This is a genomic window from Desulfitobacterium metallireducens DSM 15288 (assembly GCF_000231405.2).
In the GTDB taxonomy this organism is placed as follows: domain Bacteria; phylum Bacillota; class Desulfitobacteriia; order Desulfitobacteriales; family Desulfitobacteriaceae; genus Desulfitobacterium_A; species Desulfitobacterium_A metallireducens.
Genome location: NZ_CP007032.1, coordinates 2,091,851 through 2,105,819, shown reverse-complemented (window position 1 = coordinate 2,105,819; position 13,969 = coordinate 2,091,851). Strand labels below are relative to the sequence as shown.

Sequence of the window (13,969 nt, the reverse complement as noted above, 5' to 3'; positions counted from 1 at the left end):
GACGATTCGAAGGTGGAAGAATGAGTCTTCGTCAGAGGGATAAGGGATTTACCTTAATAGAGCTGATGATTGTGATTGCATTAGTAGGAATCCTAGCTTTGGTCACAGCTCCAAAGTATGGCGCAGTCAAAGATCAGTATAGGCTTCAATCTTCCGCGGAGGCCGTTACCGAACGCTTAGGACACGCGCAGCAGTTGGCTATGGACAGACGTGAGGATGTCTATGTTAAGCTCACCGCGAATTCGGTGGAAGTGATTGATAAGAATGGGAATTCTCTTGGCGAAGCAGCCCAGTTTGATACAGGCGTGAGGTTTGTTTCTGTCAATACGACCGATCCAGATTTATTACCTTATAAAAGTGTTGGGTTAGTAACGACAATACCTATTCCTGATTCTACGGATACGGATGAAGGAATTAAATATGATCTAAGGGGTTTTGTTAGGTCTGGTGAGGCTAAAGTGGTATTGACAAATGCATCGAGAGCCAAGATTGAGATTCTTGTTGAATCTGTAACAGGAAAAGTAACGATCAGTGGGTAATAGGCAGGTGAGTTCGTGTATGGGCAAAGACAAGGGTATGACTTTATTGGAGGTAGTACTTGCTCTAACCATTCTCATGATAGGGACTGGGTTTATTTTTAGTGGTTATAAGTATGTCTTTAAATATAAGACCCAGCACGAGATTCGCCAACAGATGTTTTTTATAGCAGCAGGCCAGATGGAATATTATCTAGAGCAGGGAAGTGTAATCAGTACCCCTGTAGAGGGAATTAACGTTGAATCTGCAGTTAGTGATCTTACGCCAAACGATTATCTTGAGACCGTGACCATTACCGTTAACAGTTCTAAGCCCGAGATCGATAATGTCGTGCTCAAAACCTTGAGGGTGAGGGCTATACCATGAGAAAAAAATCCGAGCAAGGGTTCACGCTCTTGGAGATGGCTATTGCCATTTCAATTTTTGGCGTTTTAATGCTGTATATATCTCAGTTGATGACGAGCCAAATTCATTTGCTCAACTCTGTCACTCGGCAGAATGAACTTGAAAAAAATGCTAGAGTGGCAATGATGAATATTCTAGATGAGATCAGATTGCATAAGGCTACTTATTTTGACGTCATTAGCGATAATAAAGTTTTTAAGGTGTATTATGATCCGCCAAATAAGGATGTTGAACATTGTGTTATTGATATTAATCCTAACCTGAGTGGTCCTGATCAAGAATTACCACGGGAAATCTATTTCGATGTTAACGATAGCAGTTTAAAGCTTGGCGAGTGGATTGAATCTACTTCTAATCATAACGAATACTTAATTGCAGATAAGATAAAAACGATAACGCTAGAAGGGGTAACTGATGGAGGAGTAATTAACTCTCATCTCATCAAAATAACCATTGTTACGATAGACCCACAAACAAAAGATGAGTTTCAACTTATATCCTGGTCGCGTTTATATTAAAGAGTAGAGGAGTAAGAAAATGCGAGACAGGGGATCGGCTTTACTCACTTCAGTAATAGCAATTATGGTGTTTTTAATGATCTCGGGAATTATGTTTAGCATTGTCAATTATAATCACCGGCTGGAAACGTCTGAGGAGCAAGGACTTCGTGCTTATTATCTAGCCGAAGCAGGTGCAAATTATGGAATTGCCATGGTTAAGACGGATGTGAACTCAAAGCATGCTGAAAAGCTGCCTACATATTCACCCTTTGATACCGTTCATTACACCACAAATGCTAGTCAAACCAACCCCTTAGGGTTAGTAGGAGATTTTGATGTTACGGTGACGGTTGATAAAGCTGAGCTGGAGGTTGCCCGATCCGATGATCCGCCAATTGAGTCTATCGTTTCGGCAACCTATATTATTACGGTTAAAAGCACGGGATATTATCCCGACCGTTCTGGGATTAAACGGACTATTCAAAAACAATATACGTTTACCCTGCCGTATAGAGAAGAACTAAGCAAAATCCTTTCTGAAATTTTTGAGAGGGGAGGTATGAATGTTGAGAAATCATAAATATATAATTTTCATAATTATTGTTACTTTACTTTTGGGAGTTACGGGTATTTCCCTTGCTGTTGGCAATGATGGTGTGGATAAAGGTGAGAGGGGAGTACGTATTCAGGATACGGGTACTTTCATTTCAGATAGAAATGATGAGATTATTATCTCGTCACAACATTATGCGAATATTGCTTTCTATATCAATTTATTTGTGACATCTCCAAATTCTAAAAAGCAGGAATATCTAGACTCCAATATCGCCACAGTCGATGGAACCACGACGTTTAGCTTTACGCTTATAGATGATGTGACTAAAAAACAATATGATCTTAAGGGTAATGAACTTATTGGTAATTCTGTTGATTCTGTAACGTTCAAACCGGATTCGATCAACTATGGGGTTAGTCTTCCAATTCGAGTAATAATTCCTTCATCATCAACCTGGTATTTAAAAATAGAGTCAAACAATTCAAAGTTCATAACGGGTCAGACGAGTATGACTGTATTGAATGCTCCGATTGCATATGATCCAACGAATCCAGAGATAAAACCAACTCCCCGTCTAAGGGTGGATATCTCTCCGAAAGATCCAACGGTAAAAATTGATGAATCTATTCAATTTACAGCTAAATTATTCAATATTGATACGGAGCCTGAGTGTGAAATAACTACACAACCTACTGACTGGACGTGGTACAGTGGTAATTCGGCGATAGCAAAAGGTATAGAACCTGTGGGTACTTTTAAGGGGATAGCACAGGGTACGATCGGGATTACAGCAAATTATCAATCTAATACGGCTGTCTTAGCGACGAATAACACAAATCTCACAGTCCTCGGAGGGGAGCCGGATCATCTCGCTGTGGTTCCTTTAGATTCAGGGGGAGTGGCCCTTCCCAGGCTAAATATTAGATCAGATACGGGACCGGTCAACTCAACCTGGGGATATATCGGTGAACCGATGATTATTAATGTTGCTTTGCAAATGCGAGATAGGAATGATGAGTTAGCGGATTATGATTGGGATACCTCTTTGACTACAGGATTTTACAACCCTGACCATTGGGGCATTACCTTTACGTCTAACAGTGGAGAATTAGATCCTAACCTATATGATATCGAAGTTTTCTTAAATACGGGCTCAGACAGCCCATCAATGCGGGCAACCCTTAAAGTTACCTTAAAAAATACATTGATAACTCAAAATGAATTTAACAACTTTCAACTAAAACTCGACCCTTATTTTACGTATAATGATAAAGAGATTAAACTTGCTGCGACGGCAAGAGCTGTTGTTTTAGATGAGAGTGGTAAGGTGATTGATCCCAATAACTTGTATCGTGGAATGATCAGAGCAGAGGATAATTATTTTTACAGTACTACAGGAAATGTGAATATTTATGTCGAAAAATATCACAATGGCTATTGGGTTTTAAATACAGAGGATTCAACAAGCAAAGTAACTCAATGGCTGCTGGATGATGTGGTATTAAAGGATAATTTAGGATCAAATGTTCAAACCGTTTTTATAAATGGCAAGGCTTCAATATATCCTATAAATTGGGATTCAACCGATGCTGTAAAGATTTTAGCCCCAGCGGGTTATCCAACGTATTTCTTGACTGTACCGGGAACTTTAACTTGGGGGCAGATTGTAAATAATCCTCCGACTAAGGAAGGTTCTCTTTGGGAAGTAGAAACCCCTGAATAACGAAAGATTCAATAAAGGGAGAACTGTAGTGACAAGAACGAGATGGGTGGCAACGGTGACAGATCAGCATTGGCTGATTGCTAAAATCCGTACTAATGGCTTAAAAGTAAAAATAGAAAAAGCGTATTCTTTTGACTTGAAAAAAGCAGCGGATAGTGTTGTTTCGGAATCTGCTCAAGAGTTAAAACAATTTTTTAAGAAAAATTGGATTTCCACAAGGGATTTTGGGCTATCTTTTTCCTGCCCTGGGGTGATTACCCGAATCATCACTGTTCCGGTGATGAAGAAAAGACTTCTTGAGGTACTTTTTACTGAACAGGTAGAGCAGTACTTTACATTGAATGTTGCTGATTATATCATCGATTATCGCGTGTTGAACGAGGTTGAAGAAGAAGGACAAAAATGCTACAAAGTCCTTTTAACAGCTGTTCCAAGAGATTTTTGGAATGCACAAATGTCAGTGTTGCAGGAAGCTAAACTAAGACCGAAAGTAGTCGATGTCCAATTCGAGTGTTTATCCAGGTTATATGCTCGATCAGATTCATCAGATTATGTTATCCTGAATTTATCAGGCCAGCGTGCGGAGATCGTTATTCTGGAACAGGGTGTGTTTTTCCTCTTTTCTGAAGTCTACTTCGATTCAAAAGAACTGGTTCGATTAATTGAAGATTCCAAGGACTCAGAGCTTTCGTATGATTCTACTTATCTAGAGGGGCTTGAAAACACTTTTTTTCCAGTCATGCGAAACCTAGAAGAATTTTTAACCTTTTTTACTAGCAGACATTTTGGGAAAAATGTAGATATGATTTATATTACTGGAGAGTACGCTAAACTTAGGGATATTGATAAAGTATTTCGTACGAACCTAGAACTTCCAACTCAAATTGCTTATCCGAAAGGGTTGAAGCTGAAGTTTTCAAAAAAAGTTTCTCAGCTTAATCTGAATTCTAGCCTGCTAGGGGGCTTAATAGGATTGGCTTTGCGGGAGGATTAAGACGTGGTAAAAAATCAATTGGATTTCCTGGCTAGATGGGAAGCTGAAAGGTTCAAGGCTTCCGGTCGTTCAATTTACGCCACCTCGAAATTATTTATACTTTATGTGGGGGGAGTCCTTCTCATTGCTTTCCTTGCCAGTTCGCCGTGGCTCTATGCTTATAAACTCGATCGAGATATCCTTCAATTAGACACTCGGATTTCAGGCTTTAGTGTAGAAAAGCAGAACGTTAACCAGTTAAATCAATTAAAAAAGCAGGTTGATGAGGGGAATCAAGTTCTCTTAATTTATAACCAAAGCAAACTGAATCCTGATGATGTGTTTCTAAAGTTGATGCCACTTTTACCGAGTGATACAACGATTAGTTCACTTAACATTCAGGAGGATAAAAGCTTTCAGGTCAGTATAAATATCGTCACCCCCATTGATGTATTGCGTTTATGGGTAAGCCTACGAGATTCCGGATTGTTTCAATCGATCGATATAAACACTGTTTCACTTCAAGATAAGCCGCAGACCCTAAGTCTGACCCTAAAATTCGCAGAGGCGAAATGATAAGTGGGTGATAATACTTGAGAAAAGAAAAGTTGCAAATCGCTTTTTTGATTGGATTGATTGTGTTCGGCCTAAGTTTTGCTTATGTTACCTACCTGTTGCAACCCCAGCTTGCTAGTATAAAAAATAAACAAAGTGAAATCACTTCAAAACAAGAAGAATATACTCAATTATCGACGTATTCAGCTAATCCATATATGTTGAATAAAGAAATACAAACTCAGGAAGTAGAACTGGCTAGAATAGCTAAGACGTTGCCCAGCACGTTAGATAAGCCAGTACTAGTGTATAATATCTATACAACGTTAAAACGTCATAATTTGGTGAGTGAAAGTTTATCTTTTGATAAACTTGAGACGAAAGAGTTGTATTCGGTTATTGGATTATCTTTTTCGGCTTTAGGGAGTTCTAAAGATATAATGGACATGATTAACGAATTGCAAAATAGTTCGGATGCATTGGTCTTACGCAGCGTGAGTTTCAAGGCTCAAGATACAGGCTTGAAAGCAGATCTTAAACTCCAAGCTTTTGCCCGGCTTGGGGCGAAAGAACTAAAGCTAAAACCCCACTTTATGAGTGTTGCATTTGGAATTGATTCAATCCCCAAATTGTTTAGCCCAGCTGCAGATGCGAAGGCCACACAAAAATCCATTCTTACGATTATCCCTCCCACTACGGTAACTCCAAACCCAAACAAAGAATAATATATATTCAATAATTGGGATAAGCAGAATTTCCCCTTTTCGTGCATAGAAATTAAAACAAGGCGCGAAAGGGGTGGGATGACATGTTGACGGAAATCTTAGCGGTCAGTATTGCTTTATCTGTGCTTAAAGGGGTAACCCTTCTAGTATCGTATATCAATAATAATGCATTTCCCCAGCCTTTGAGTGAAGCGGACGAATCTCGGTATTTGCAAATCTTGCGAGCGAGTAAAAATTCAGAGTGTGGAGTTAAGGATTTAAGGCAGGTCGAGCATGCTCGGAATGAACTCGTTGAGCACAATCTTCGCTTAGTAGCCCATCTTGTTAAGAAATTTGATGGAACAGGGGAAGATAGTGATGATTTGATCTCAATAGGGACGATAGGCTTAATTAAAGGGATAGATACCTTCGATCCTGGGAAAGGCACGAAATTGGCGACCTATGCCGCAAGGTGTATAGAAAATGAAATTTTGATGCATTTGCGCAGCTTAAAGAAGTCACGCGGTGAAGTTTCCATCTATGATCCTATCGGAGTAGATAAGGAAGGCAATGAGATTTCGTTAATGGATGTCTTGGCCTCGCAAGGGGAAGCCATTTCAGATAAAGTAGAAAACGAATTTGAACAGCGAGCGTTGCTCGAAAAAGTAAAAAAATTGACACGGCGGGAACGGTTAGTGCTTGAGCTTCGCTACGGACTCATGAATAATCCGCGACGAACTCAACGCGAAATCGCTAAAGCCTTAGGAATATCCCGTTCTTATGTTTCAAGAATAGAAAAGAAAGCGATTCAAAAGCTTATGATAGAGATGGAAGATCATAATCCAAAGAACCAATGAAGAAAGAAGTCAGCCTGGTGTATGCTAGGTTGACTTCTTCGTTTTACGAATGCGAAATCTCGATTGCTTGATGTATGCAAAAATATTACATATTGACGGAAACTATAAAATTAATTAAACTTAAATGGAATGAATTTTCTGTATATTCCATATAAAAACTTAATAGGCTAGAAAGAAGGGGAGCAGATGAAGAAGATTCTTGGTATTGTGGCGTCCCAACGTAAGCTTGCAAATGGAGAGATTCTTACTAAAGAAGTATCAAGAGCGGCTGGAGACGATTGTGAGTTAGAACTCATCAGATTAGCTGATCTTAATTTGGAACTCTGCCGTGCTTGTTACACGTGTTTAATTCCTGGTAAACAATGTCCTCTAAATGATGACATGTATTTTCTACTAGAAAAGATAAAAGCTGCAGATGCAATTATTTTATCTGCCCCTGACTATGTTCTAGGACCTGCTGGTGTGACCAAAGTATGGGCGGATCGTATGATTGCTATGGTTCAACATATTGATGATTTATGGGGTAAACCCTGTGTTGTTATTGCGACCTATGGTATCGAAGGCTGGCAGGGATATACGTTATCAGCCCTCACTGCAATGGTTCAGTTTATGGGACTTAATCTGAAAGATAGCCATATGTTCTTTGGCGCTTTACCGGGTGAAGGTGTTTCCAATCCTGAGGCTTTAGCCAGAGCTAGGGAAATGGGTCATGCGTTGTTTGGAGAAGCTCGATCCGCTAAAAACGGCGAATGCCCAACATGTCGGTCTGAGATTTGGAAATTTCCAGAGCCTGCGAAAGCAGTCTGCTCCATTTGTGGTCAAACGGCTACTCTATACCCTGAGGAGAAAGGGCTTAAGTGGGTCTATGGAGAGTCTAAAAACCCCTTTGAAAAAGAGCATCTAAAAGAACACTTCCAGGGTTGGCTTCGGGGGAAAGTTCAGGAATTCATTTCCCGGCGCAAAGAGTTGGCCCTTGTTCGTGATCCTTATAAAGGAAACGATACCTGGCTTATTCCTCACAAGGAATAGTTGGAGGGATATTTCATCCGATTTAGATTCCCTGAAGGGGGTATCTTGAAACTTAGTTTCGAGGTACTCCCTATTTTTTAAGGGACTATAATAATAGTTAATCGAATTTTCAGCAAGAAAAGTTTTATCAGATGAAAAAGAAGGAATAAAAGAGGGCCATGAAGAAATAGTGCCTTGCTGTAAATCACAGACGGGCGGGGAAAATTAGACTAGAGAAGGATAGGAAGCTTGCTCCAGCTCAAGTGCTAAGATATAATAAGTAAAAACTGGCAACTTTGGGGGGTATCATGTTCGAACTATTTACGCCTACCTTTCAAGCAAATTCTTTGGATAGCATATCCATTGAACGATTAGTCCAGCATGGAATTCATGGACTGATCATTGATTTAGATAATACCATGACTCCTTGGAATGACTTAGAGGTCGGTCCTAAAGTCGTGGCGTGGTTTGAGAAATTACAGGCTGCGGAGATTAAAGCGTGTGTCGTCTCCAATAATAAAAAGAAGCAACGAGTTGCAGTCGTTGCCGAACGATTAGGAATTCCGTTTGTTTTTCGGGCGACTAAGCCGCGTCGGCGGGCTTTTCGAGCGGGTATGGAGATTTTAGGAACGGGAAAAGAGGACACTGTGGTCATAGGCGATCAACTCTTTACGGATATTATGGGAGGAAACCGTTTAGGACTCTCGACAATTCTTGTTCTACCGATCAGTGAACGAGAATATTTTGGTACACGTGTGATGCGCAGAGTAGAACGTGTCATGATCTGGCTGATGAAACGATTTGCAAATGCCAAACCGCATAGCCCTAAAGCCCACTGATTAGAATACGACTGGTTTTGATTTGAGTACAATAATGATCAGAAACGGAATGGGTAACCATTCCGTTTTGTTAAACCCTTGTGAAGATGTTTATGAAATAGAAAGGTGAAGGGATTTTGGAAAAACATTTTGCGGTCATCGGGAATCCTGTTGCGCATTCCCTCTCTCCAGCAATGCATCGAGGCGGATATCGAGAGCTTGGCGTAGAAGCTGATTATTTACGTTTCCAGATTGAATCGGGTGATTTGTCCCAAGCCGTTCAGGGGTTGAAGGCTCTGGGATTTTCAGGCTGGAATGTTACAGTCCCCTTTAAAGAACAGATTATTCCTTTCCTCGATGAGTTGACTCCTGAAGCCTTGCAAGCGGGAGCGGTAAATACCGTTAAAGTCGCTGAGGATGGACGATTGCTCGGTCATAATACGGATGGCAATGGCTTTGTTCGTTCGCTTCAAGATGAGATGAAGATAGAGAAAGGCATGGAAGTGGTCATCCTTGGAGCAGGTGGAGCTGCGAAAGGAATTGCAATGGCTCTCATACCCTATGACGTGAAAATTACTGTTTTAAATCGGACTCCGGAACGTGCTCAACAGCTTGTTGACTTAATTAAGAGTCAAGGCGGGGATGCAGTTGTCAAGCCGTGGGAGGCTGGCGACTGGCTTAACTCGGCTCAATTGCTGGTTCAAACGACGTCCCTTGGTTTAAAGCAGGAGCAGTATCCCTTTTCTCTCCGAGGAATTTTCCCCGAAACTTGGGTCGTTGATATCATTTTTAATCCCTGGGAAACTCCCTTTCTGCGAGAAGCAAGGGAACTGGGGTGCCGTACATTAAATGGAGTGGGAATGCTTCTTTATCAAGGCGCTTTAGCTTGGGAATTTTGGTTTGGAGGACAAGCTCCAGTCGCGGGAATGAAAAAAGGATTGTTTGAGGCGCTTCCAAACAAAGAATAGGGGGGGCTTATGATGGCTAGACGCTCGAGTACAGGGTATACACTCATCGAGTTACTTCTCGTTCTTACCCTTCTTTCCGGTGCAGGCTTCGTTTTGTTAGTTAAGCTACCGGTCCAACAGAATGAACGGAATTTAGCGCTGGCCTCAACCCAACTCACCCAAGAATTACGGGATACTCGCCAGGCAGCGCTATCTGAGCGCACGTGGTATGAGGTCGAATTTTTTTATACACAGGGCTTTTACCGGATTATACGCGAAGGTAAAAGGGTTAAGGATGTTTATTTACCAAAGGGAGTCATTATCGTAAATGCTCCGACTGATATTAGGTTTTATGCACCGGGCTACCCAAGTATGGGGGGAACGATTAGTTTAAAAGCGGGTAAACTAACAAGAAATGTGATCATGATGCCCGTAACAGCCAGGGTTCGTGAAGAAATTGTTAAATAAGAGAGTGGAGGAAAAAGTCATGTTACGCTACTTAACAGCAGGAGAATCGCATGGACCTAAATTGACCGGGATTGTGGAAGGATTACCCTCTGGTTTAACCCTTTCCAAGCTGGAAATTGACAGAGCCCTCCAGGATAGACAAAAGGGTCCAGGACGAGGCGGAAGGATGAAGATCGAACAAGACGAAGTAGTCATTACGGCGGGTGTTCGCGGAGAAGTAACGACAGGAGCTCCTGTGGCTTTAGAAGTGAGAAACCGAGATTGGGCGAACTGGGAAAGCGTGATGACTTCAGGTAAAGATGTCGATTGGGAGAGTAAAAAAGTAATTGCACCGCGTCCAGGACATGCGGATTTGACAGGAACGCTTAAATATCGGATGGAGATCCGTAATGTTTTAGAACGGGCGAGTGCACGCGAGACAGCGATACGGGTAGCCGTGGGAAATTTATCGCGTCAGTTATTGACAGACTTAGGGGTGGAAATTCGCGGCCGTGTTATCTCAGTGGGAGCTGTGGACTTACAGTGGAAGAATACGGCACAAGAATGGGAGCGTGTATTCCAGTCTGAATGGAAAGTCGGAGATGTTGAGGGAGAGCAACGTTTAAACGAACAGCTAAGTGAGGCAAGACGTTTAGGAGAATCTTTGGGAGGAATATTAGAGATTCAGGTTTTGAACCTGCCAGCAGGACTTGGTTCCTATGTTCAGTGGGATCGTAAATTAGACGGAAGATTAGCCCATGCCATCTTGTCCGTACAGGCCATGAAAGGGGTTTCCTTTGGCTTAGGATTTGAGACAGCAAAGCGCTTTGGTTCTGAGGTTCACGACCCGATCGTATATCATTCGGGTGAAGGGTATAAGCGAAATCAGAACAATGCAGGGGGAATTGAAGGCGGAATGACCAATGGTGAACCTGTGATTGTTCAAGTTGCAATGAAGCCCATCCCGACCCTTTATCATCCATTACAAACCGTAAACTTGGAAACAAAAGCGGAAGTCCAAGCGAGTATTGAACGAAGCGATATTTGTGCTGTGCCGGCTGCGCTTACCGTCTTAGAACATGTGATCGCTTGGGAAATTGCCCAAGCCGTTTTGGAAAAATTTCCATCAGATACGATGTACGAATTAAAAAGGGCTTGGCAAGAGTACCTCGAATATTTGAAGGCACAGTAAAGTTTGCTGAGAGTGGGGATGAAGACGTGAAGATAGAAAACATCGTATTGATTGGATTTATGGGGACAGGGAAGACTTCTGTGGGGAAAAGGTTAGCTAAACATTTGGGTTGGGATTTTCTCGATACTGATTTAGCGATCGAAGAAATAAGTGGGACGAGCGTCTCGGAAATATTTCGAAAGCATGGAGAAACGCGATTTCGTTCTGAAGAAACCGTTTTGGTGAAGCGCTTAAAGGAACGTAAGAAGATGGTCATTGCAACAGGGGGAGGAACCCCCTTGAATCCGGAAAACTGGGAGGCTTTCACAGAGATCGGAATTATTATTTCTTTATATGCCCCGATTGACACTATTCTCGACCGTATTGGCGGTAAAAATGACCGGCCGCTTTTGAGAGAAGGGCGGGATGAGGCCCAAAAACTCTGGCTCTCAAGGCAACCTATTTATAATCAAGCGGATCTTATTATTGACACAACAGAACTCGATATTGATGAGGTCGCTAATGAGATATTGGGTAAGATCGAGGGGAGAATTGAAGATGAAACAAAAGCTTGAGGTGACTTCCTCTCGACCCTACTCTATCTTTCTCGGAGTAGGTCTCGAAGATTTAGGTGCCTACTTAGAAAAAGAACTCGGTGGGATAGAACACCTACTTATTGTGACGCATCCCCGAGTCAAGGAACACTATCTAGAACGTTTGATTAATGGATTTTCCGCTTTTCAATGTGATGTTTTAGTTGTTCCTCCTGGGGAAGAGGAAAAATCCCTGGAACGGCTGAGCAAGTTAACTTCTGAAGCAGTGGCTTGCGGTGCAGATCGCCATAGTGTGGTTCTTGCCCTCGGAGGCGGGGTTATTGGTGATCTTGCCGGATTCTTTGCCAGCGTGTATATGCGAGGTATTCGTTTTGTTCAAATTCCGACTACCTTACTGGCTCAAGTCGATAGTAGCATTGGTGGCAAAACAGCGGTCAATCATCCCTCTGGCAAGAACCTTTTAGGTGCATTTTATCCCCCGCTTGTTGTGTGGACAGACTTTTCAACGTTGGAAACACTTCCGTGGGAAGAAGTGCTAAATGGTTTGGCTGAGACGGTTAAACATGCCGTGCTTGGTGATGCTGCGCTCTTTTCCTTTTTAGAAACTAATCAACAGAAAATTATAGATAGGATTCCTGAGATTTATCAGGAACTAACTTCACGCTCGCTGCAAGTCAAAGTCAGGGTTGTGATGGAAGATGAGAAGGAAAAAGGACAGCGGATGCTTCTGAATTTAGGGCATAGTTTCGGGCATGCCCTAGAGACGGAGGCTGCTTATCAAGGAATTTCTCATGGGAAAGGGGTAAGTATCGGCATGATCGCTGCTACTTATCTGGCAGAAGCACGAGGTTTAATCACTTCAGCAGAGGTTAAGCGAATTTTGGATTTAGTCAAAGGCTTAGGATTACCCATCCAGATCCAGGGTAAAGATCCTGAAATTTTACTTCATCTGATGGAAGCGGACAAGAAAAATCAAAAGGGCCAAAAGGTTCTCATTCTTCCGGATAAGATTGGCCATGCTTTAGTCGTACGGGATGCCTGTGATGAAGAAATTCTTCAGGCTTGGAACAAAGTCATAATAAAGTAGAGATATATGGAGATCGTGATAGCCGCCGTAAGGGCGGCTTTTTATTATGTGCAAAACAGCGCTTCCGCTTCGCTAAATGCTGCATAAGGTGGGTTTTCTTTATCGACACGGAATAACATTAGCTAAAAAATATGTATTATAACTGGGTTGTATCACTTATGTTCAAAGATTAAGACAAATTATGTCGAAAGGGACCAGGACATAGAGGAAAAAGAGAAGGGGGAGCTAGAATAGTAAAATATAAGAGAATGAAAGGCGCGATTGCCAGTAATGATGAAGCTGACGTCGAATAATGAGGGGTATTCCGGAATGGCAACGTGCCACAGGAGTCGTTTCTGAAACAATGGAGTAACAGGGGGTGAAGTCGTAAAAAGTGAGGAGAGTTACTAAAGCGGGTTCCTTTGGTTTTACGCTACTTGAAGTATTATTAGCCCTCGCGATTTTAGGAATGATTATGGCTCAGGTTGTCCCGAAATATGGTTCAGCAATACTTTCGTCTAACAAACAAGTTCAGCAAGCTAATCAGCTAAGAATCGAGGGGGCAGTTGAACTTTATCGGTTGGATACGGGGAGTTTCCCGAGTCGCCTGGAAGATTTGTTGACTTTACCTCCTGAAGTTCATGGCTGGCGAGGCCCATACTTAGACAAACTTCCTACTCAGCCAGATGGCCGATCGTATACTTTGGATTCACAAGGAAGAGTGGGGATTTGAGCAATGGTCATTAGAAGAAAGCACGAAGAGTACGGGTTTGTCTTAATTGATGCACTTATCGCCATCTTCCTATTAACCATGAGTTTTGCAGCTCTCTATGGATTAACTGAAGGGGCAATTCAAAATTCTCGAGAGGCTTTAGCCACGACGGAAGCGGCTAATTTGGCTCAGAACTTAATGGAACAGCTTTCTACTCAGTCATGGCCTGATAATTTTGCAGAAGGGAAATGCATCCCTGGGGGTAAGATACAAGGCTCAGAAAATGGATTCCAATGGAGTATTTTCTCCGAATGGGAGTTGGAAAATGTCCTTTTGAAAGTCACGACTCAAGTGAGCTGGCCTAAAAAAGATCACTTATCGATATATGACATAACCACGTTATATTACCTGCAGTAGAAGGAGTGCCAATAAAGCC

At 42.0% G+C, this 13,969-nt stretch carries 18 protein-coding genes; all 18 read left to right on the top strand.

What is annotated here, in order from left to right:
* Window positions 1-20 precede the first annotated feature (20 nt).
* The 18 genes from DESME_RS10185 (at window position 21) to DESME_RS10100 (ending at window position 13,950) form a co-directional block, all read left to right on the top strand.
* Window positions 21-539, top strand: coding sequence for a pilus assembly FimT family protein (locus DESME_RS10185; RefSeq protein WP_006716025.1), 519 nt, complete (start codon window positions 21-23; stop codon window positions 537-539).
* Window positions 540-558: 19 nt separating this feature from the next.
* Window positions 559-903 (top strand): type II secretion system protein, encoded by a 345-nt coding sequence (locus DESME_RS10180; RefSeq protein WP_006716026.1) that lies wholly within the window; start codon window positions 559-561, stop codon window positions 901-903.
* Window positions 900-1,460, top strand: a complete 561-nt coding sequence (locus tag DESME_RS10175) for a PilW family protein (RefSeq protein ID WP_006716027.1) — start codon at window positions 900-902, stop codon at window positions 1,458-1,460. The genes DESME_RS10180 and DESME_RS10175 overlap by 4 nt, the downstream gene beginning before the upstream one ends.
* A gap of 19 nt (window positions 1,461-1,479) precedes the next feature.
* Complete coding sequence (locus DESME_RS10170) at window positions 1,480-2,022, top strand: hypothetical protein (protein WP_006716028.1); 543 nt, start codon at window positions 1,480-1,482, stop codon at window positions 2,020-2,022.
* Entirely contained in the window at window positions 2,006-3,721 is a 1,716-nt protein-coding gene (locus DESME_RS10165) for a hypothetical protein (RefSeq protein WP_006716029.1), read from the top strand. Before DESME_RS10170 ends, DESME_RS10165 begins: the two co-directional genes overlap by 17 nt.
* 28 nt (window positions 3,722-3,749) lie before the next feature.
* Window positions 3,750-4,715, top strand: coding sequence for a pilus assembly protein PilM (gene pilM, locus DESME_RS10160; protein ID WP_006716030.1), 966 nt, complete (start codon window positions 3,750-3,752; stop codon window positions 4,713-4,715).
* Window positions 4,716-4,718: 3 nt separating this feature from the next.
* Window positions 4,719-5,270, top strand: coding sequence for a hypothetical protein (locus DESME_RS10155; protein WP_006716031.1), 552 nt, complete (start codon window positions 4,719-4,721; stop codon window positions 5,268-5,270).
* Between the two features lie 17 nt (window positions 5,271-5,287).
* Window positions 5,288-5,974 (top strand): type 4a pilus biogenesis protein PilO, encoded by a 687-nt coding sequence (gene pilO / locus DESME_RS10150; protein WP_025248763.1) that lies wholly within the window; start codon window positions 5,288-5,290, stop codon window positions 5,972-5,974.
* Between the two features lie 83 nt (window positions 5,975-6,057).
* On the top strand, window positions 6,058-6,810 hold the full coding sequence (sigK, locus tag DESME_RS10145) for an RNA polymerase sporulation sigma factor SigK (protein WP_006716033.1): 753 nt from the start codon (window positions 6,058-6,060) through the stop codon (window positions 6,808-6,810).
* Between the two features lie 186 nt (window positions 6,811-6,996).
* Window positions 6,997-7,839 carry a flavodoxin family protein gene (locus DESME_RS10140; protein ID WP_006716034.1) on the top strand — a complete coding sequence of 281 codons (843 nt, stop codon included), beginning with the start codon at window positions 6,997-6,999 and terminating at the stop codon, window positions 7,837-7,839.
* Between the two features lie 287 nt (window positions 7,840-8,126).
* Window positions 8,127-8,657, top strand: a complete 531-nt coding sequence (locus DESME_RS10135; RefSeq protein WP_006716035.1) for a YqeG family HAD IIIA-type phosphatase — start codon at window positions 8,127-8,129, stop codon at window positions 8,655-8,657.
* 116 nt (window positions 8,658-8,773) lie between these two features.
* The gene (gene aroE / locus DESME_RS10130; protein WP_006716036.1) at window positions 8,774-9,604 is read left to right on the top strand and encodes a shikimate dehydrogenase; all 831 of its coding nucleotides are present in this window, start codon (window positions 8,774-8,776) and stop codon (window positions 9,602-9,604) included.
* Window positions 9,605-9,616: 12 nt separating this feature from the next.
* Window positions 9,617-10,051: a hypothetical protein gene (locus DESME_RS10125; RefSeq protein WP_041483981.1), complete on the top strand. Its 435-nt coding sequence runs from the start codon at window positions 9,617-9,619 to the stop codon at window positions 10,049-10,051.
* Window positions 10,052-10,070: 19 nt separating this feature from the next.
* Complete coding sequence (gene aroC / locus DESME_RS10120) at window positions 10,071-11,222, top strand: chorismate synthase (protein WP_006716038.1); 1,152 nt, start codon at window positions 10,071-10,073, stop codon at window positions 11,220-11,222.
* Window positions 11,223-11,248: 26 nt separating this feature from the next.
* A complete protein-coding gene (locus DESME_RS10115) occupies window positions 11,249-11,776 on the top strand; it encodes a shikimate kinase (protein ID WP_006716039.1) in 528 nt (175 codons plus the stop codon).
* Window positions 11,760-12,842: a 3-dehydroquinate synthase gene (aroB, locus tag DESME_RS10110; protein ID WP_006716040.1), complete on the top strand. Its 1,083-nt coding sequence runs from the start codon at window positions 11,760-11,762 to the stop codon at window positions 12,840-12,842. The genes DESME_RS10115 and aroB overlap by 17 nt, the downstream gene beginning before the upstream one ends.
* Window positions 12,843-13,215: 373 nt before the next feature.
* Complete coding sequence (locus DESME_RS10105) at window positions 13,216-13,554, top strand: competence type IV pilus major pilin ComGC (protein WP_006716041.1); 339 nt, start codon at window positions 13,216-13,218, stop codon at window positions 13,552-13,554.
* Window positions 13,555-13,557: 3 nt separating this feature from the next.
* Window positions 13,558-13,950, top strand: coding sequence for a type IV pilus modification PilV family protein (locus DESME_RS10100; protein ID WP_006716042.1), 393 nt, complete (start codon window positions 13,558-13,560; stop codon window positions 13,948-13,950).
* The last annotated feature ends 19 nt before the right edge of the window (window positions 13,951-13,969 follow it).

Bases quoted from the DNA above. Each gene is read 5' to 3' on its own strand.
- DESME_RS10100 (WP_006716042.1), top strand. From the start codon at position 13,558: ATGGTCATTAGAAGAAAGCACGAAGAGTACGGGTTTGTCTTAATTGAT.
- DESME_RS10140 (WP_006716034.1), top strand. From the start codon at position 6,997: ATGAAGAAGATTCTTGGTATTGTGGCGTCCCAACGTAAGCTTGCAAAT.
- DESME_RS10170 (WP_006716028.1), top strand. From the start codon at position 1,480: ATGCGAGACAGGGGATCGGCTTTACTCACTTCAGTAATAGCAATTATG.
- DESME_RS10165 (WP_006716029.1), top strand. From the start codon at position 2,006: ATGTTGAGAAATCATAAATATATAATTTTCATAATTATTGTTACTTTA.
- aroC (WP_006716038.1), top strand. From the start codon at position 10,071: ATGTTACGCTACTTAACAGCAGGAGAATCGCATGGACCTAAATTGACC.
- DESME_RS10135 (WP_006716035.1), top strand. From the start codon at position 8,127: ATGTTCGAACTATTTACGCCTACCTTTCAAGCAAATTCTTTGGATAGC.
- DESME_RS10180 (WP_006716026.1), top strand. From the start codon at position 559: ATGGGCAAAGACAAGGGTATGACTTTATTGGAGGTAGTACTTGCTCTA.
- DESME_RS10175 (WP_006716027.1), top strand. From the start codon at position 900: ATGAGAAAAAAATCCGAGCAAGGGTTCACGCTCTTGGAGATGGCTATT.
- DESME_RS10185 (WP_006716025.1), top strand. From the start codon at position 21: ATGAGTCTTCGTCAGAGGGATAAGGGATTTACCTTAATAGAGCTGATG.
- sigK (WP_006716033.1), top strand. From the start codon at position 6,058: ATGTTGACGGAAATCTTAGCGGTCAGTATTGCTTTATCTGTGCTTAAA.
- aroB (WP_006716040.1), top strand. From the start codon at position 11,760: ATGAAACAAAAGCTTGAGGTGACTTCCTCTCGACCCTACTCTATCTTT.
- DESME_RS10125 (WP_041483981.1), top strand. From the start codon at position 9,617: ATGGCTAGACGCTCGAGTACAGGGTATACACTCATCGAGTTACTTCTC.